Source organism: Arthrobacter sp. E44 (assembly GCF_041877125.1).
GTDB lineage: Bacteria > Actinomycetota > Actinomycetes > Actinomycetales > Micrococcaceae > Arthrobacter.
The window spans coordinates 77067-94375 of record NZ_JBHDJA010000018.1 but is presented as its reverse complement, the minus strand read 5'-3'; the positions used below and the strand labels follow the sequence as shown (position 1 = coordinate 94375).

17 protein-coding genes are annotated in these 17309 nt (G+C 64.9%); 8 read left to right on the top strand and 9 right to left on the bottom strand.

Features of this window, described 5'->3' with window-relative positions:
• Positions 1 to 40: 40 nt before the first annotated feature.
• The 3 genes from ACETK3_RS16015 to ACETK3_RS16005 form a co-directional block, all read right to left on the bottom strand.
• Positions 41 to 844, bottom strand: a complete 804-nt coding sequence (locus ACETK3_RS16015; protein WP_373993176.1) for a hypothetical protein — start codon at positions 842 to 844, stop codon at positions 41 to 43.
• Positions 845 to 1343: 499 nt separating this feature from the next.
• On the bottom strand, positions 1344 to 1682 hold the full coding sequence (locus tag ACETK3_RS16010; protein WP_217509636.1) for a helix-turn-helix transcriptional regulator: 339 nt from the start codon (positions 1680 to 1682) through the stop codon (positions 1344 to 1346).
• The gene (locus tag ACETK3_RS16005) at positions 1676 to 2782 is read right to left on the bottom strand and encodes a site-specific integrase (RefSeq protein WP_141160405.1); all 1107 of its coding nucleotides are present in this window, start codon (positions 2780 to 2782) and stop codon (positions 1676 to 1678) included. The genes ACETK3_RS16010 and ACETK3_RS16005 overlap by 7 nt, the downstream gene beginning before the upstream one ends.
• 423 nt (positions 2783 to 3205) lie before the next feature.
• Between ACETK3_RS16005 and ACETK3_RS16000 the strand changes: the two genes are divergently transcribed.
• Genes ACETK3_RS16000 through ACETK3_RS15990 form a run of 3 tightly spaced genes read left to right on the top strand, consistent with a single transcriptional unit; the run spans position 3206 to position 6289 of the window.
• Positions 3206 to 4429: a type III polyketide synthase gene (locus tag ACETK3_RS16000; RefSeq protein WP_237428193.1), complete on the top strand. Its 1224-nt coding sequence runs from the start codon at positions 3206 to 3208 to the stop codon at positions 4427 to 4429.
• 16 nt (positions 4430 to 4445) lie between these two features.
• On the top strand, positions 4446 to 5141 hold the full coding sequence (locus ACETK3_RS15995; RefSeq protein WP_306970936.1) for a class I SAM-dependent methyltransferase: 696 nt from the start codon (positions 4446 to 4448) through the stop codon (positions 5139 to 5141).
• 2 nt (positions 5142 to 5143) lie between these two features.
• Positions 5144 to 6289, top strand: coding sequence for an NAD(P)/FAD-dependent oxidoreductase (locus tag ACETK3_RS15990; protein WP_306970930.1), 1146 nt, complete (start codon positions 5144 to 5146; stop codon positions 6287 to 6289).
• A 28-nt stretch (positions 6290 to 6317) separates the two neighbouring features.
• Here ACETK3_RS15990 and ACETK3_RS15985 read toward each other — a convergent pair whose 3' ends face one another.
• Positions 6318 to 6731: a nuclear transport factor 2 family protein gene (locus ACETK3_RS15985; RefSeq protein ID WP_306970928.1), complete on the bottom strand. Its 414-nt coding sequence runs from the start codon at positions 6729 to 6731 to the stop codon at positions 6318 to 6320.
• A 52-nt stretch (positions 6732 to 6783) separates the two neighbouring features.
• On the opposite strand from ACETK3_RS15985, the gene ACETK3_RS15980 reads away from it, so the two are divergent.
• The 5 genes from ACETK3_RS15980 (at position 6784) to ACETK3_RS15960 (ending at position 10573) form a co-directional block, all read left to right on the top strand.
• Positions 6784 to 7464 carry a peptide deformylase gene (locus ACETK3_RS15980; RefSeq protein WP_306970926.1) on the top strand — a complete coding sequence of 227 codons (681 nt, stop codon included), beginning with the start codon at positions 6784 to 6786 and terminating at the stop codon, positions 7462 to 7464.
• A 67-nt stretch (positions 7465 to 7531) separates the two neighbouring features.
• Entirely contained in the window at positions 7532 to 8413 is an 882-nt protein-coding gene (locus ACETK3_RS15975) for a putative RNA methyltransferase (RefSeq protein ID WP_306970923.1), read from the top strand.
• A 129-nt stretch (positions 8414 to 8542) separates the two neighbouring features.
• Positions 8543 to 9016 carry an NfeD family protein gene (locus ACETK3_RS15970; RefSeq protein WP_236798394.1) on the top strand — a complete coding sequence of 158 codons (474 nt, stop codon included), beginning with the start codon at positions 8543 to 8545 and terminating at the stop codon, positions 9014 to 9016.
• Positions 9017 to 9038: 22 nt separating this feature from the next.
• A complete protein-coding gene (locus ACETK3_RS15965) occupies positions 9039 to 9983 on the top strand; it encodes an SPFH domain-containing protein (protein ID WP_236819493.1) in 945 nt (314 codons plus the stop codon).
• 242 nt (positions 9984 to 10225) lie between these two features.
• Complete coding sequence (locus tag ACETK3_RS15960; protein WP_026266052.1) at positions 10226 to 10573, top strand: RNA polymerase-binding protein RbpA; 348 nt, start codon at positions 10226 to 10228, stop codon at positions 10571 to 10573.
• 102 nt (positions 10574 to 10675) lie between these two features.
• Here ACETK3_RS15960 and ACETK3_RS15955 read toward each other — a convergent pair whose 3' ends face one another.
• From ACETK3_RS15955 to tatA, 5 genes are all read right to left on the bottom strand, one after another.
• A complete protein-coding gene (locus ACETK3_RS15955; protein WP_236798392.1) occupies positions 10676 to 11419 on the bottom strand; it encodes a polyprenol monophosphomannose synthase in 744 nt (247 codons plus the stop codon).
• A 95-nt stretch (positions 11420 to 11514) separates the two neighbouring features.
• Complete coding sequence (locus tag ACETK3_RS15950) at positions 11515 to 13164, bottom strand: amidohydrolase (protein ID WP_236819491.1); 1650 nt, start codon at positions 13162 to 13164, stop codon at positions 11515 to 11517.
• Between the two features lie 60 nt (positions 13165 to 13224).
• Positions 13225 to 16152 (bottom strand): DEAD/DEAH box helicase, encoded by a 2928-nt coding sequence (locus ACETK3_RS15945; protein WP_373993175.1) that lies wholly within the window; start codon positions 16150 to 16152, stop codon positions 13225 to 13227.
• Positions 16153 to 16172: 20 nt separating this feature from the next.
• Positions 16173 to 16967, bottom strand: a complete 795-nt coding sequence (tatC, locus tag ACETK3_RS15940) for a twin-arginine translocase subunit TatC (RefSeq protein WP_142133818.1) — start codon at positions 16965 to 16967, stop codon at positions 16173 to 16175.
• Between the two features lie 48 nt (positions 16968 to 17015).
• A complete protein-coding gene (gene tatA / locus ACETK3_RS15935) occupies positions 17016 to 17291 on the bottom strand; it encodes a Sec-independent protein translocase subunit TatA (protein WP_286404222.1) in 276 nt (91 codons plus the stop codon).
• Positions 17292 to 17309: the final 18 nt, after the last annotated feature.

The following is a 17309-nucleotide window of genomic DNA, read 5'->3' as shown; positions in this document are numbered from 1 at the left end:
GGTTTCCCAGTGGTGTCCGCAGTCTTCACGGCATCCAGTGTCACCGGCATATCCAGCTCATTCCTGCCAAGCAGACCGCCTGGCGTGTCGAGCCGGATACACCGTTAATTCCACAGTCCCCTTTAAGGTGCTCTCGAAGCAAGTCGGCGAAGGGTTCGGAAATGGGCACTGGGTGCGGGCCGAAGGTGATCCGCATGTTGCCGGTGCTTTCATTGGTTTCGATAGCGTCGGTCCGGAGTTTGGCGACCCGAACGAGCGGCTGGGCGTAGAGAAGCAGCAGGATGCCGGCGACTCGGTAGGGCAGGGACTCGCTGGTGCCGGTAAGCAGTTCCCGGAGCCAGGCCACGCGCTGGTCCTGGGTGATCGCGGGGCGGGTTTTGGCTGTGTAGTGGCCCATGTCCACCCTGTGGTTTGTGCCGGTGTTCTTGATGAAGACGATGAAGGTGCGGATGGCTTTTCTGGTCGTGGAACCGGTTGCGAGCCAGGTTTCGATGTCTTGTTGGGTGCAGTTCGCCGCTGTCCGCTGGTGGGTTTCCCAGAGCCAGTCCAGAAACTGGACGGTTTCGGTGATCTCTTGCTTGGCCGAGTGGACCGGGGCTTGGGCGCTCTTCTCCGGTGTTGTGATGGACCGGATGCGCCGGAGGTGATGCCAGGTGGCAAACTGTGCGACGGGTTTGGCGACCTCCTCGGGCAAGTGGCGGAGCTTGTCGTCAATCCAGGTTTCGAACCGGGCCAGATACGGGTCTTGGTAGGGGAGGAGTCCATGATGAATGAACAGGGCGCGCAGGTGATTGGCTTCGCGGTTCGCTGACTTGGCCGCGGCATCGAGTCCTTCGTGCGTCAAGGGAGTTTCCCCGCATGACAGAGAGGCCAGGAGTGCTTGGACTTTGGGGGAGCGTTTCCACGTGATGATGCTTTCGGGCCGGTCCGCTTTGCAAAGCGCATGGACGATTTTGCCGGCGGTGTCCGGGTCGGCGGGGTGCATGAGCAGTAGTTCGTTGAGGTCCTCCCGGAGGGCGCAGCGGGCGCATATGCCGCGCCGGTAGAACTCGCCCTCCGTATTGCAACGGGTGCAGTGGAAGTCGTGGAGGATGCCGGCGCAGGGCGCGCAGCGTGGCCCTCCGCTGATGTCCGGTGGCCCGGGTAGAAGTCTGTGCTGGCCGCACTCCGGGCAGGTCCCGTGGGTGCGGGTGGCGGTGGTGAAGCATGGGCCGCAGATTCGGCCTTCGGGCCAGGTGGCGCGGGTTTTACCGGCGGCCCGGCCGCAGCGTGCGCAGGTAGCAGTCCCCGTGGTGCGGGGCCGGCCGCGGCTGGTGCTGCGGGGGCTGAGGCCTGCGGGTTTGTCAGTGATCATTGTCGATGATGCGTGCGCGCCGTGGTCTGACGGTGCGGTTCAGGTCGACGACGTTGGGGGCGCTGGTTCCGGTTTTGCGGGCGCGGACGTCGGCGGCTGTGACGGTGATGAGGTCCTCGGGTCCGCAGGAGAAGATGTCGCAGATCGCGGCGATGACCTGCAGTGCGACGCGTTCGGGTTTCTGGTTGACGAGACGGTAGACCTGTGGGCGGGACAAGGTGATGCCGCGCTCGGCCAGAAGGGGGATGAGGTCGGTGGTGTTGTGCAGGCCCCGTGCTGCCATGAGCTCCGAGAGCCGCCACTTGTATTCGACGTCGCGTCTCACCATTCACCTCGCATCTGCACGCCCAGGACTTCATCCATGGTGCGGTCCAGCGCCGCCCGAAGGGTCGTGTTGCGGAAGTCGTCGCTGACGAACTGGTAAATCCCGGTGGTGGAGGCGTGTTCGTGGCCCATCTGATGTTGCACGAATCTAGGATCCCATCCGTCCTCCAACAGGTGCGTTGCATAGGAGCGCCGGAGCGAATGCAGGTCCAGGCCATCCATTGGCAGGCCCAGCTCGTTGAGGTAGCGCCGGAGCCGGCGCAGCAGGGTGGATTCGCAGATCAGGCCGCCGCGTTCGCTGGGGAACAGGTCCAGGGTGTCGAGCATGCCCCGTCCGTTGGCGAGCCAGTCCTCGAGAACGCCGGCGGTCCAGTCGAAGACCGTCAGGACGCTGCGGGGTTTGTGCGGGGAGCCCTTGCGGGATTTGCCGAACCGGACCTTGCAGACGCCTGCCTTGCCGAACCTTCGCGCCTTCGGGTTGGCCGCAAAGTCGATGGATTGCAGGTGCCGGAGCTCGTTGAATCTGAGCCCGTACGAGTAGGCGATTTTCAGCATGACGGCGTCCCGGTAGGCGGCCTGCCAGCCTTTCTTGCCTGAGGCGGCGATGAGTTCGACCTGGTCGTCGGCGTGATCGAACAGCATCTGGAGTTCCGTCTTGGTGAAGGGCCGCTTGGAGGGACGTCCTTCGTACTCCTGTGTGTGGGAGGCGGTGTTCCAGTCAAAGAAGACCTGGGACGGGTGCGTGCCGAAGCGCTGTTCGCAGACCTGGTCCCAGCCGTAGTCGGGGTTTGACACGTAGGACGTGAACCGGCGGAGCGTGGACTGGTAGCCGCGGACCGTGGAGTGCTTCAGCTGGTGGATTGAGCGGAGGTCACCGAAATACTCCTCGACGTGTTCCGGTGCCCAGTTCCACGGAAACTCGTTCACATGGTTCACGAACCGGCGGACACTCGCGATGCCCTTGTCGATCGTGTCGAACTGGAGGTTCCTGGAAAGCTGCTGGTTGCGCCACCCGGTCAGCATGTCCTCAAGAGTCTGTTCCTCGGGATGCAGCAGCTGAACAGCACTCAGCTGCAGCACACGCCCGAACGCGTCCACCGCCATTCTCGCCCCACAGTTCCCTCGAAGTTTGTGCTCAAATCTTGAATCAATGATTCATTAAATGCATCATCAGCACAAAACCGCAGGTCAGACGCTTGTCGCAACCGCTTCAAGGATCGATATTGCGCCCGTCGGGCAGCGCCTGGCCAGCGGCGCGTTAACGCTGTTCAGACCGCAAATTCCGCGGAATCTTAGGGAAGTGAAAGGACTTGGTGCGGATCCGGGGGATCGGGGCGATTGATTCATCTGATGCAATACGCAGAGTACTACTTGACATAATGTAGATTATCGGCGTTTCGGTAAGGACTCCGGGCGGGGTTGCCCAGCATGCATCCCTGGCCACAAAACCGGCCTGAAAGAGCATGAAAGCGCTGGTCAGGACGCAGAGCCATTGTCTTTATCAGGGCACCCGTCAAGAATGAATCAATGACGGTCTACGTGCGTTCACTTGAAACTGCAGTTCCGACGACAAAGCTGATCCAGTCCGAAGCCCGCGATGTGTTTGCGGCCCAGCCAGGCTTGTCCCGTTTGGGTTCGCGGTTGGTCAACACCTGCTTTGACGGTGCAGCCATCGAGACGAGGTTCACCGCCGTCGAGGAACTGACCACCACGGGCCGCTCCGAAAACCCCCAGTTCTATGACCAGGAAACCGGCTTGCTGCTGAACCCCAGCACCAAGGTCCGCAACGACATTTTTGCCCGCGAAGCCACAAAACTGTTCGTGGAGGCTTCCCGCGCTGCCCTGGAAGCCGCCCCTGAGATCGATTTACTTGACATAACTCACCTTGTAACCGTTTCCTGCACCGGCTTCTTCAACCCCGGACCCGACTATAAGGTTGTCCGCGAACTTGGCCTCAGCCCTGCTGTCCAGCGCTACCACCTGGGTTTCATGGGCTGTTACGCGGCTTTCCCCGCGCTCCGCGCCGCAAAGCTGTTCTGTGAGGCGGATCCCCATGCTGTCGTCCTGGTTGTCTGCGCTGAATTGTGCTCCCTGCACGTGCGCACCTCCAACAACCCGGACACCATCATGGGCTCCGCCCTGTTCGCTGATGGTGCGGCAGCCGCCGTCGTCACGGCCCGGCCAGGCGCCGAGGACACCGCACTGCTGAAGCTGGACCACTTCGAGACTGTCCTGACGCCGGTCGGCGAGGACTCCATGGCCTGGAACATCGGCGACAACGGCTTCGAGATGGTGCTTGGCAACTACGTGCCGCACATCATTGACGACCACATCGTGGATGCGCTGCAACCGCTTCTGGCCAGGGAACCGGAGCTGGCGGCACTCCCCTACACCGCCATCCCCCACTGGGCCATCCACCCCGGCGGACGCAGCATCCTGGATAAGGTGCAGTCCCGGCTCGGCCTCAGCCACACGCAACTGGTGCCCGCCCGGGAGACCCTGCGAAATTTCGGAAACATGAGCAGCGCCACCGTGCTGTTCGTCCTCAAACACATCCTGGAACAGCCCCTCCAGGAAGGGGAAGAACGGATCTGTTCCATGGCCTTTGGCCCGGGCCTGACCGTGGAAACGGGCCTGTTCACAAAGCTGCGGCAGCTGACCGGCGGGTTGGCAAACCCTGCCCGGATGGACGCTGCCGGGGAACAAGCCCTGCTCCAGGACAACCGGGCAACGGAGGTCACGCTTGCCTGAGCGGGCTTCCACAACAATGGACATCCTGCTTACCCGGCGCGCCATCGGCGATGTCGAGCAAATGGACCACCCCGACTGCGACCCCCGGCTCCTCGATAACACCTACCGGCAGTTCGGCATCATTAACAGGGCCCTGTCGGGCTGGCGCCGGCTCTACACCACGGAATTGCGCAGCTTGGAACGGCAGGGCCAGGCGCCGCTGACTGTCCTCGATGTCGGATGCGGCGGCGGCGACCTTGCGGTGATGCTGGCCCGCTGGGCAGCCCGGGACGGCATACCTATGCAGATCACCGGCATCGATCCCGATCCCCGCGCGGCCAGCTTTGCCCGGCGCCGGCCGCCCATACCGGGCGTTGAGTTCCGCCAGGCCCACAGTGCAGACCTCGTCAGGGAAGGTGCGGCATTCGATGTCGTGATATCGAACCACATGCTGCACCACCTCGGAGCCGAAGAGCTGCGGCATCTGTTGGCCGACTCCGAAATCCTGGCGTCAGGGAAAGCGCTGCACAACGACCTCGTTCGAAGCCCCACCGCCTTTGCCCTCTTCAGCGTTGCCGCACTCCCCTTCCGCCGCTCCTTCATCCGCCAGGACGGCCTTACCTCCATCCGCCGGAGCTACCGGCCCGCCGAGTTGGCTGCCGCCGCTCCCCCGGGCTGGTCAGTGGAGCACTCATTTGCCTTTCACCAGGTCCTGACCTACCGCAAGGGCTGACCATGGATGCCGAGGTTCTGATCGCAGGCGGAGGTCCCGTGGGCATGTACATGGCTGCTGCGTTGCTGCAGGAAGGTGTCTCGGTCAAGGTTTTTGAACAGAGGCAGACCCGGAACCGGCATACCCGCGCCATCGGCATCCACCCCCCGGCACTGGAGGCACTTGCCGGGGTTGGGGTGGCTGCCCCCATGGTGCAGGAGGGAGTCCCCATCAGGACCGGCCTGGCGGTCAGCGGCGGGAAGACCGTGGGGACCATGGAGTTCGGCGCCGTATCCAAGGATTTCCCTTTTGTGCTGGCGCTCCCGCAGTTCCGCACGGAGCAACTTCTCGAAGAGCGCGTCACTGAGCTGGACTCCGGCGCGATCATCAGGGGCGCCAACGTCACCAGGGTCAGGGACGACGGCGGCAGGGTCACCGTTGAGGTCGAGTCCGGCGCAGGTGCCACGCGCCGCAGCGCCACGGCAGCGTTACTCGTGGTGGCTGACGGTGCCCGGTCCCGGCTGCGCAGCGCGTTGCAGGTGCCGGTGGCCGGTAGAACGTACCCGGACCACTACCTCATGGGGGATTTCGACGACGGCACGCACTACGGGAACAAAGCCGTCCTGTTCCTCGAACCGGAGGGAATCGTTGAATCCTTCCCGTTGCCCGGCGGCGTGCGCCGCTGGGTGGTCCGGCTGGGACAGCCCGCCGGACCGGCTGCAGGCCCGCACGACCTGGCCCAGTTGGTGCGACGGCGGACCGGTTTCCTTCCTGATACGTCCTCGAATTCCATGCTGAGCGCCTTCAGCGTTCGGTCCACCATTGCCCGCCGCACCGTCACGGGACGGGCGGTGCTGCTGGGAGATGCGGCGCACGAGATCAGCCCTATTGGAGGCCAGGGCATGAACCTGGGCTGGCTGGACGCCAGGGAGCTGCTGCCGGTGGTCTGCGCGGCCTTGGCAGGCAGGCCGACTGGCAGCCAGCTCAGGGAGTTCGAAAAGCGACGGCAGAAGGCAGCGGTCCTGGCCCGCCGACAGGCGGAAGTCAACATGATGCTCGGCAGGCCGCTGCCGTCACAGCTCCTGGGAATCCGCACCGCCGCCATTGGCGCGGCCGCGGCAATTCCGGCAGTGAACCGGTGGGCCGCCAGGCGCTTCACAATGCACTAGGCTCCCGGCGGGCACAAGCAGGCGGGGGTTACCGGAAATAGCAGTCGTAGCTGTCCTGGCTCACAATCACGCCACCGCTCACCTCAAAGACGGAGGCCGTCCGGGCGCGGATGGTCTCGCCGCGGTCCCAGTACCGCAGGTCCATCAGTACCGTGGCCGACCAGTCGGCCTCCACCGCCACCCGGCCGCCTTCACAGGTGGTCCTCCGCACAATGAACTTCTGGTCCTTCACCACCTGGCGGCTTTGGTCCGCGCCGGCAAGGACTCCAGCCAGTGCCCGGGTGGAGCCTTCAGGGGCCAGCAGATGCGGTGCCTCGGTCAGGACGAACGATTCCGACAGGAACGGCCTGATCTCCGCCGCGCCGCCGCCGGCCTCAAGGACCCGAATGAATTCCAGTACGTGCTCCAGCGGGGATGCCGCCGGGAGGGAATTGTCAGCCATGCAGTAGACCCTAACCGACAGGTCCCCGTGGTCCGGCCAGTAGGCTGTCCCCATGACCCAGACTGTTCCCCAAACAACTGCCGGTGCCGACGAGATCCGTGAGACAGTGGAGCGGATCCTGTCCGCCCCCTCCCTTCCGCCCATCGTCCAGGCGGGCCACCCGGCACTGCGCCAACGCGCCGCCGAGTTCGACGGGCAATTGCCAGCGGACCAGTTGCACCGCTTGATCGGGATCATGCGCCAGGTCATGCACGAGGCCCCGGGTGTGGGCCTTGCCGCCCCGCAGCTGGGCATTCCCCTGCGGCTTGCCGTCCTGGAGGACCAGTTCAACGTTGATCCGGAAGCTGCAGCCCTGAGGAATCGGAGCCCATTGGAGTTCCTGGCCATCCTCAATCCCCGGTACACGCCCCGGGGGGAAGGACTCGCGTCGTTCTATGAGGGGTGTCTTTCCCTGAACGGGCTCCAGGCCGTAGTGGCCCGCCCGGAGGCTGTGCTCCTGGAGTATCTGAGGCCCGACGGCGTGCCGGAGCACCGGGAGTTTTTCGGTTGGCAGGCGCGCATCGTTCAGCATGAAACGGACCACCTTAACGGCATCCTGTACATAGACCGGGCCCAGCTACGGTCCCTGAGCAGCAACGCCGAGTACGCGGCGCACTGGGCGGAGGCCGGCATCGGCAGGGCACAGGATGGTTTGGGGTTCGACGCCGGTCCGGCCGGCATTTCCGCCGGCTGATTCCAGCTGCCAGGTACGCAAGGCGGCGGGCACGGACTGCGGGCCCGGCAGCCCTAAGATTGGTCCCATGCCTTCCGCGGATGTCCTTCTCCTCTGTCCTGTCTGCTCAGCTCCGCTCGAGCACCAGGAAGCGAAGGGTGGCCGCCATCCGCGCCTGGCCTGTCCCAACGGCCACAGCTTCGACGCCGCCCGCCAGGGCTACTTCAACCTCCTGGTGGGCAAGGGCTCACCCTTCGAGCCGGACAGTGCGGCCATGGTGGCGTCACGTTTCAACTTCCTGGGGGACGGCCACTACCGGCCGATGGCGCAGGCGCTTGCCGCCGCCGTCGTGCCCAACCTGCCGGCGGCAGGTGCCGTCGTGCTGGACTCCGGAACGGGGACCGGGCACTATCTGCGCGAAATCCTCGACGCGGCGGCTGCGGCCGGGCGCCAGGCGTCTGCCATCGGCCTGGACATCTCCAAATTCGCCCTCCGGCGCGCCGCCCGGCTCAATCCTGAAACGGTCAACCTGGTGTGGGACATCTGGCAGCCCTTTCCGGTGGAAAGCAACTCGGTAGACGCGGTTACCGTGGTTTTTGCCCCACGGAACCCCGCGGAATTCGCCCGGGTCCTGCGCCCCACGGGCGTGCTGGTGGTGGTGACACCGCGCAGCGGACATCTCGCGGAGCTCGCCGAGGTGACCGGGATGCTGGGAATCGAAGAAGGCAAGGACGAACGGCTGGCCGTGGCAATGGCCGGCCATTTCGAGGCGGAAAGCACCCTCGACGTCGACGTCGCGCTGGAGCTTAGCCGCAGGGCAGCCGCGGACCTGGCGTTCATGGGGCCTGCCGGCCATCATCTGGACCGGGACCGGCTTGCGGCCCGGCTCGAAGATGTCCCCGAGCCTTTGGCAGCACAGGCGAAGTTCAGGCTTTTCATCTTCCGGCCCGGCACCCGGGATGCCCCGTAACGACTTGGCCACTATCCCCCGGCAGCCTCCATGATCCGGCCCACACCGCAGGACCGCGGACTAGGATGAAAAGACAGTTACTGGCGGGTCCGCGGACGCGGTTCCCCCGTGACGAAGGGGGAAACAGGGATGTTCGAATGGCTTGGGGAAAACTGGTGGGCCGTCTGGCTCACAGCCTTCCTGGCGTTTGCCGTGATCGAGATGATCACCCTTGACCTGTTTTTCATTATGCTCGGCGGCGGTTCACTCGCCGCACTGGTGGCCGATTTCGCCGGCGCCGATCCCTGGCTGCAGGTGGTCATCTTCTGCATCGTGTCCCTGCTCATGGTTGCCTTTGTCCGCCCGGTGGCGCTCTCGCACCTGAAGAAGGGCCCGTCCGAACAGCGGACCAACGTGGACCGGCTCATTGGCGAACCGGCCGTGGTGATGGAAGCAGTCACCTCCGACGGCGGCCTGGTGAAAATCGGCGGTGATATTTGGAGCGCCCGCTCCGCCGCGGGAGTCCTTCCTGCGGGCCAGAAGGTGGTCGTGGCGGCTATCGATGGCGCAACAGCAGTGGTTTCGGTACCGCCTACGGCGGCCACCGGACCTGATACAACCTGACAATTGGGGAACAAGGAGTTGTATGAATAACGCAGGCGGAACCGCGCTGGCCATCGTGCTGGTGGTTCTGATCGTCTTTGTCATCATAGTTTTGGTCCGGGCCGTCCGGATCATTCCGCAGGCACGCGCCGGCGTCGTTGAACGGCTTGGCAAGTACCAGCGGACGCTGAACCCGGGACTGACGATCCTGATTCCGTTCGTGGACCGGCTCCTGCCGCTCCTGGACCTGCGCGAACAGGTGGTGTCCTTCCCGCCGCAGCCGGTCATCACCGAAGACAACCTGGTGGTTTCCATCGATACGGTGGTGTACTTCCAGGTGACGGACCCCCGGGCTGCCACCTATGAGATCGCCAATTACATCCAGGCCGTGGAACAGCTCACCACCACCACGCTGCGCAATGTTGTGGGCGGACTCAACCTTGAGGAAGCCCTCACGTCCCGCGACCAGATCAACGGGCAGTTGCGCGGCGTCCTGGACGAAGCAACCGGCCGTTGGGGCATCCGCGTCTCACGGGTGGAACTGAAGGCCATCGACCCGCCGCACTCCATCCAGGATTCCATGGAGAAGCAGATGCGCGCGGAACGTGACCGTCGAGCCGCCATTCTCACCGCGGAGGGAACCAAGCAGTCCGCCATCCTGACGGCAGAGGGCCAGCGCCAGGCTGCGATCCTCAAAGCCGAAGGCGAGGCCAAAGCCGCAATCCTCCGCGCCGACGGCGAGTCGCAGGCAATCCAGAAGGTCTTCGACGCGATCCACAAAGGTAACCCGGACCAGAAATTGCTGGCCTACCAGTACCTCCAGACGCTCCCCAAACTGGCTGAGGGATCCGCCAACAAACTTTGGATCATCCCGAGCGAGGTCGGGGAAGCATTGAAGGGCATCGGCAGCGCCATCGGCGGCGCCAACGCGGAAGCCACCGCTTCCGGGCTCTTCGAGCAAGCGCCCGCCGACCGGAGCCAGCCCTAACACGACAGGGAAACAGGGAGGGTTCCACGGCAGAACCGCGGAACCCTCCCTGTTTGGTCCTGACCGATTAACACCCGTATAATTGGGTATTTGTCCGGCAGGAGTATACCGGCTGGAACAACCAAGCTTCGCAATGCGTTGAATCCTATGATGCAGCACAGTGCACACAGTAGTCCGGCGGTGCTACGGCGCCACCGGCTAGCGCGGAGATCTAATCCGCGAACCGACCAGAGGGAGAAAACATGAGCGATCGCAGCCTGCGGGGCATGCGCCTTGGTGCGCAGAGCATGGAGACCGAGTCCGGAGTTGAGCCGGCTCCGCGCCAGCGGGTTGAATACCGTTGCGCGGATGGCGAGCAGGTCTTCGTCACGTTCTCCTCCGAGGCGGAAATTCCTCCGGTGTGGGTCTCCAAGACCGGCAAGGAAGCGCTCCTGGTCGACGGCGAAAAGCCGGACACCAGCAACGACAAGGCAGTGCGCACCCACTGGGACATGCTGCTGGAACGACGTTCCCTGCCTGAACTCGAACAGATCCTCGAGGACCGCCTGACCATCCTTCGCGAACGCCGCGGAGAGCGCCGCTCGGCCTAAGGCCAGCCGCAAAAAAATGGGGCGGCCCCGCACTTTGGTGCGGGGCCGCCCCCTTTTTTTCGCGTATTCCGTCCCCTGCAGGGGTTTAGCCCGCCAGCAGAATCAGGCCTGCTTGTTCTTCAGCTTGCCTGCCAGGGTGTTCCATCGGGCAGCCAAACCCCACCTGGTGACATTGATCATGGCTTCGACGACGATGTTGCCGCTCATTTTCGATGCACCCAGCTCGCGTTCAACGAAGGTGATGGGGCGTTCCTCGATGCGCAGGCCCAGCTTCGCCACGCGCCAGGCCAGGTCCACCTGGAAGCCATAGCCCACCGAGTCCACCTGGTCCAGGTTGAGCTTCTCCAGGGTCGTCCTGCGGAATGCCCGGAAGCCTCCGGTCACATCCTTGATCGGCAGGCCGAGCATCAGGCGGGCATAGGTGCTGCCCACCCGCGAGATCGCCTGGCGATACAGGGGCCAGTTCACCACGCTGCCGCCGGGAACCCAGCGCGAGCCCATGGCCAGGTCTGCGCCCTGGTCCACCGCTTCAATCAGTTGGGGAAGCTGTTCGGGCTGGTGGGAACCGTCTGCGTCCATTTCAACCAGGACGTCGTACCCGGCCTCCAGCCCCCACTTGAAGCCGGCAATGTAGGCCGCGCCCAGGCCTTCCTTGCCTTTGCGGTGCAGGACATGGACCTGGGAATCCTCGGCGGCGAAGCCGTCGGCAAGTTGCCCGGTGCCGTCAGGGCTGTTGTCATCAACCACCAACACGTCCGACGCCGGAACAGCCTTCCGAAGGCGCTGGAGCGTCTTGGGCAGCGATTCCAGTTCGTTGTAGGTGGGAATGATCGTAAGGACGCGCACAAAGGGCCTTTCCTGGTGGAAGTGGTCGGTGCACCTGATACCGGCCTTGCCGGCGCCGGGCGCAACTCCCCATTATAGGGCGGACGGTTCCCGGGTCAGGAACGCAGTGCCGGGCTGGCGAACAGTTCGGCGCCGTTTTTGACGGTCTGCAGGCATACCGGGTCCGAGCCCGTGTCCAGGGCCGGCAGCAGGGGGGTCCGGGCGCGCGGATCTGTGCTCCATGACTGCACCCGTCCGTCGGCCACCTGGACCATCAGTTCCTCCACCTCCCAGACGGCAAAACTGGCAGGAGCTCCGGGAACCAGCTGCCCAGCCATGGGGTTTGCGTGCCGGGCAGCCCTCCAGCCGGCGCGGGTATGACCCAGGAACGCCGCCCGTGCAGAAATTCGCTCTGCGCTGTTGTGATGTTCCACGCAAGCGCGCACGCTGGCCCACGGACGGAGGGGGGTGACGGGACTGTCACTGCCAAAGCAAACGGGGACCCCTGCGGAGTAGAAGGCGGCGAACGGATTCATGGACCGGCTGCGCTCCCCCACCCGCCTCTCGTAAAGTCCGCCTGGGCCGCCCCAGGCTGCATCGAAGGCCGGCTGGGCGCTGACCGTCACGGAGTAGTGGGCCAGCTTGGCCACGGCAGGCGCATCAGCCATCTCCACATGCTCAAACCGGTGGCCGGCTGCACGCACCCGCTGCTCCCCCACTTCCCTGGCCGCCAGGTCCAGCGCTTCCAGGGCAGCGTCAAGCCCGGCATCGCCGATCACGTGGAACCCGCCCTGGATCCCGGCGAGGGAACACGCGGCAAGGTGGGCTGCCGCCTGGTCCACGCTGAGGTACAGTGCGCCGCGCTCCTGGGCCGCATCGCTGTAGCCCGCCCGCAGCGCGGCAGTGCGGGAACCCAGTGAACCGTCAATGTTGAGGTCACCGGCAAGGCCGCGGATGCGTCCTTCGAACTGCCCAACGAGAACGCGGGCCTGCTCCTCGGACGAAACCAGCTCGCCCCAATACGGCAATACTTCGGGAAACTGCGCACCGCCGTCCGCACCACCGTTCCAAGCGGCAGCAAGCTTGAGATCATCGGCGCCGCCAATATGCGGCGCCCCCATCTCTGCCACGGCAACGTAACCGTTGGCCGCCGCCTCCATCAGGGCACGCTCCTGGTGCCGCTTCAATGACTCCTGTGGCAGCTGGCGCGTTGCCAGTCGTGCCGCTTCGTGTGCCGCCCGCGTTACCCGGGCTCCGCCGTCGTACCCGTCCTTGCCGCGCAGGTCCGCTGACCGTGCCAGCGACGTCGAAACCAACGCCGAATGCACGTCCACCCGAGAGAGGTACACCGGACGACCGTCCGCTGCGCGCTCCAGTTCCTCGGCGGTGGGCAGGGTGGAGTCCGCCCAGGTGGTCTCGTCCCAACCGTGGCCGAGCACGGGCCCGTCACCGCCGGCGGCGGCAACTGCGTCCAGCAGGGCGCGGGCAGAGGCTACGGATCCCAGCTGCAGTGATTCCAGGGCAATGCCGGTTTCGGTCAGGTGCATGTGGGAATCGATGAATCCGGGGGCCACCAGGGCGCCGCGGAGGTCGATGACCTCCATGGAACTGTCGGCAATGGATGATGCCGCCTGCTCTGAACCGACCCAGGCAACGGTGTCGCCGTCCACCAGCATGGCCGTAGCGAAGGGGTCCGCCGCGGTGTAGACGGACCCGTTCCGGTACAGCACCGGGGTGGGACGGGACGTGGCTTCAGGGTTGGGCATGGCGGAAAGGACTCCTGGGTATGGGCAGGCCGGCAGCGGCCGGCAGGGGTGAAAGCGGGACTAGAGAACGGACGAGTACGCCACGACGCCGCGGCGGATGAGGTTGATGGCTTCGGCGCAAAGCCGTGCCAGCCGCGAATCAAGGCCGGGAATTTTTGCCAGCTGGTCCAGGAGGTCCACCACCTGTTTGACCCAGCGGACAAAGTCGCCGGCCGCAAGGTCCGTGCCGCTCAGGACATCCTGCAGGTGGCGGCCGCGGGCCCACTTGTAGAGAGGCCAGACCAGGCCCAGTTCAGGCTCGCCCGTCAGCGGAAGCTTGTTCTCCTCTTCCACGTCTTCAAGGACGGACCATTCCCTGACCACGATGTCCACAGAGGTTTCCAGGGAGACACTGGGCATGCGCGGCCGCAGGCCCCGGTCTTCGCGTTTGGCCTGGTAGACCAACACGCTGGCCAGGGCAGCAACTTCTGCGGCGTCCAGGTCATCGAACGCGCCCAGCCGCAGCGACTGTGAGATCAGCAGGTCCTTCTCGCCGTAGATTCGGCGCAGCCGCTGGCCGTCCGCGCTGATGTTCAGGCGGCCATCGCCGGCGTCCTCCAGATATCCATAGGCGGACAGGACGTCGCACACCCGGTCAAAGGTTTTAGCGATGGTGTTGGTGCGGCCCTGGATCTGGCGGACCAGGCCGTCCGTTTCGCGCCGCAGCTTCCACCAGCGCTCCGACCACCGCGCGTGGTCTTCCCGTTCGCTGCATCCATGGCAGGGGTGTGCCTTCAAGGCCCGGCGCAGGGCCGCGATGCGCTTCTCCTGGTTGGGAAAGGCGGCGCCACGGCCGAAATCGTGGTTGCGGTTCTGGCCGGGAGCGGGCGGCCGGTTTTCCCGCAGCGCGTTCCGGACGGAGGACGCAAGATCGCGCCGTGACTTGGGCACCTTTGCATTGAAGGACTTCGGGATCCGGATGCGGGTCACCGGGGCGATGGGACCTTCCAGGTCGTCCGTACCGATCCGTCGCAGCTGGTTGTCCAGTGTGAGCACGGCAGGCCGCGGTTCGCGGCTTCCGTGGTCGGAGCTGAGTACGACGGCGGGCCCAGGGGCGCGTCCGCCGGGAACATTGACCACGTCCCCCGGCAGGAGACGGGCAAGGGAGTCGCCACTGAGTGACTTCTGGACCCGTGACTTGGTTCGGGAGGTGGCACTCTCGGCGTCGGATAGTTCCCTGCGCAGCCGGGCATACTCCGTGAAGTCGCCCAGGTGGCAGGTCATGGACTTGGCGTAGCCTGCCAGGGATTCCTCGCGGCTGCGTACCTGCCTGGCCAGGCCCACCACGGAGCGGTCGGCCTGGAACTGGGCAAAGGAGGACTCCAGGATTTCGCGGGCCCGGGACCGGCCAAACTGCGCCAGGAGGTTGATGCTCATGTTGTAGGTGGGCCGGAAGCTCGAGTTGAGCGGGTAGGTGCGCCGGGACGCCAGGCCTGCCACCGCCGTCGGGTCCGTTCCGGGCTGCCACAGCACCACCGCGTGGCCCTCGATGTCTATCCCGCGGCGCCCCGCCCGGCCGGTCAGCTGGGTGTATTCACCTGCCGTGATATCCACGTGGGCTTCGCCGTTGAACTTGTCCAGCTTTTCCAGCACCACGGAACGGGCCGGCATGTTCACGCCCAGGGCAAGGGTTTCCGTGGCGAAGACAGCCTTCACCAGTCCGTCGGCGAAGAGCTTCTCCACTACCTCCTTGAAGGTGGGCAGCATCCCGGCGTGGTGGGCGGCAAAACCACGGACCAGGCCCTCCCGCCAGGTCCAAAAGCCCAGGACGTCGAGGTCCTCCGGCGGGATGTCCTGCCCGGCCTCATCGACGCGCTGGGCGATGATCCGCTGCTCCCTTTCCGTGGTGAGCCACAGTCCGGACCCGACACACTGGGCCACCGCTGCCTCACAGCCGGCGCGGGAAAAGATGAAGGTGATGGCAGGCAGCAGGTCCATCCGGTCCAGGCTCGCGATGACCTGCGGGCGGCTGGCCGGCCGCACTCCCCTGGGCTCTCCACCCCGCCCCAGGCGGTCGTTTCCGCGCCTGCCGCGTTGGCCGCGGCCCCCGGGCCCCGGGCGGCTGATGCGGAAACTCTGCTGGGTTTCGTTCTGGGCCACGGCCAGCAGGTCCGGGTTGACGTCGAAGCCGCGCCCCTTGGCGTTGTTCGCAGGTTTGCCGGGCTTGGCCGGTAGCTCGTCCTCGTCCTCAACGGGCGGGGCGATCTCGTCAAAGGTGGTTTCCCCGGCGAACAGGTCCATGATCTGCCGGCCCACCATGACATGCTGCCACAGCGGTACCGGCCGGTGTTCGGAAACGATGATGTCGGTGTCACCGCGGACGGTGTCCAGCCAGGCGCCGAATTCCTCCGCGTTGGAGACCGTGGCGCTGAGCGAGGCGACCTGCACCTCGCTGGGCAGGTGGATGATGACTTCTTCCCACACTGCCCCGCGGAACCGGTCGGCGAGGTAGTGCACCTCATCCATCACCACGTAGCCAAGATCGGCCAGCGTGGCCGAATCCGCGTACAGCATGTTCCGCAGGACTTCCGTGGTCATGACCACCACCTGGGCATCGCCATTGATGCTGGTGTCACCGGTCAGGAGGCCAACGTTGTCCGAACCATACTTTTCGCTCAGTTCGCTGAACTTCTGGTTGCTGAGCGCCTTGATGGGCGTGGTGTAGAAGGCCTTCAGCCCCCGCTGCAGGGCGAGGTAGATGCCAAACTCCCCCACGATGGTCTTGCCGGCACCGGTCGGGGCGGCCACCAGGACTCCCCTGCCCTCCTGGAGGGAACGGCATGCCTGCTTTTGGAAGTCATCCAGTTCAAAGTCCAGGGTCCCGCTGAACGATCCGAGGGGGGTGGCTGCCTCGGCCCTGCGTTCGGCGCTGGCACGGTAGCGCTCAGCGGGAGACAGCTCTTCAGGATCGATAGGGCCGGTGGAGAAGGGTCCGGTGGTGGAGGACATACCCCAAGCCTAACGGCAGCCTAGAGCTTCTTGAGTTCGCTGCTTGGGGTGGCGATGTCTGCGGTGGCCTCGGTCTCCTCCACCTGCCGCGCCTGGCGGCGGTCGCGGCGCTTGTCGTTCATGATGCAGATGCCGATTGCTGCGAAGAACAGTGCCAGCAGCGGTCCCGCCAGCATGAACATCGATATCGCGTCAGCACCGGGCGCGGCGATGGCAGCCAGGACAAAGACCAGGAAAACCGTGATGCGCCAGGCCTTGAGGATGGTGCGTCCGGACACAATGCCCGCCATGTTGACACCCACCAGCACCACGGGCACCAGGAAGGCCAGGCCCAGCATCAGCACCATGCGGGTGACGAATTCGATGTAGGTCCTGGCGTCAATGACGCTGGAGGAACCGGCGGGGGTGAACTGGGTCAGCGCGTGGACCACTTGCGGAACCACGAGCCAGCCCACCCAGATTCCGGCGAGGAACAGTGGGATGGCCGCGGCCATGTAACCCAGGGTGTACCGCCGCTCCTTGGATGTCAGCCCGGGAGTGATGAACGCCCAGAGCTGGTAGATCCAGATGGGGCTGGAGATGACAGCGCCGATCAGGAGCGACATCTGCAGCTTGAAGTCGAAGGGCGACGCGATGGTCCCGAAGTTGATGGCTGCGAGGCCGCCGGTCTCATTCGAAATCCGGTTTACCGGCTCCGCCAGGGCCTTCAGCAGCGGATCGTAAAGTATCCAGCCCCCAATGCCGCCGATGACGACGCCGATCGCCGACTTAATCAGCCGGTTCTTCAGCTCCTTGAGGTGCTCCCAAAGCGACATCCGCCCCTCGGGATTGGCTTTACGGGCCCGCGACAGTGCCACGGGAGGTCAGGCGCGGGTCGACGGCGGAACGTCAGTGCCGTCTGTCGGCTCACCGGGCTTCGCCTTGGGGTGGTTCACGATGGTGCCTTCCACCGGACCGGAGGCCTCGGTGTTGGTGTCGGCTTTGCCGTCGTTCTTCATTTCCTTGACCTCGGACTTGATGATCCGCATCGACTGGCCCAGGCTGCGGGCCATGGCCGGAAGCTTCGGGGCAGCGAAGAGAAGCAAAGCAACAACGATGATGATTACGATTGGCCAGGGGCCATCAAAGAGTCTTCCCACGGGAAATCCTTTCCTCTA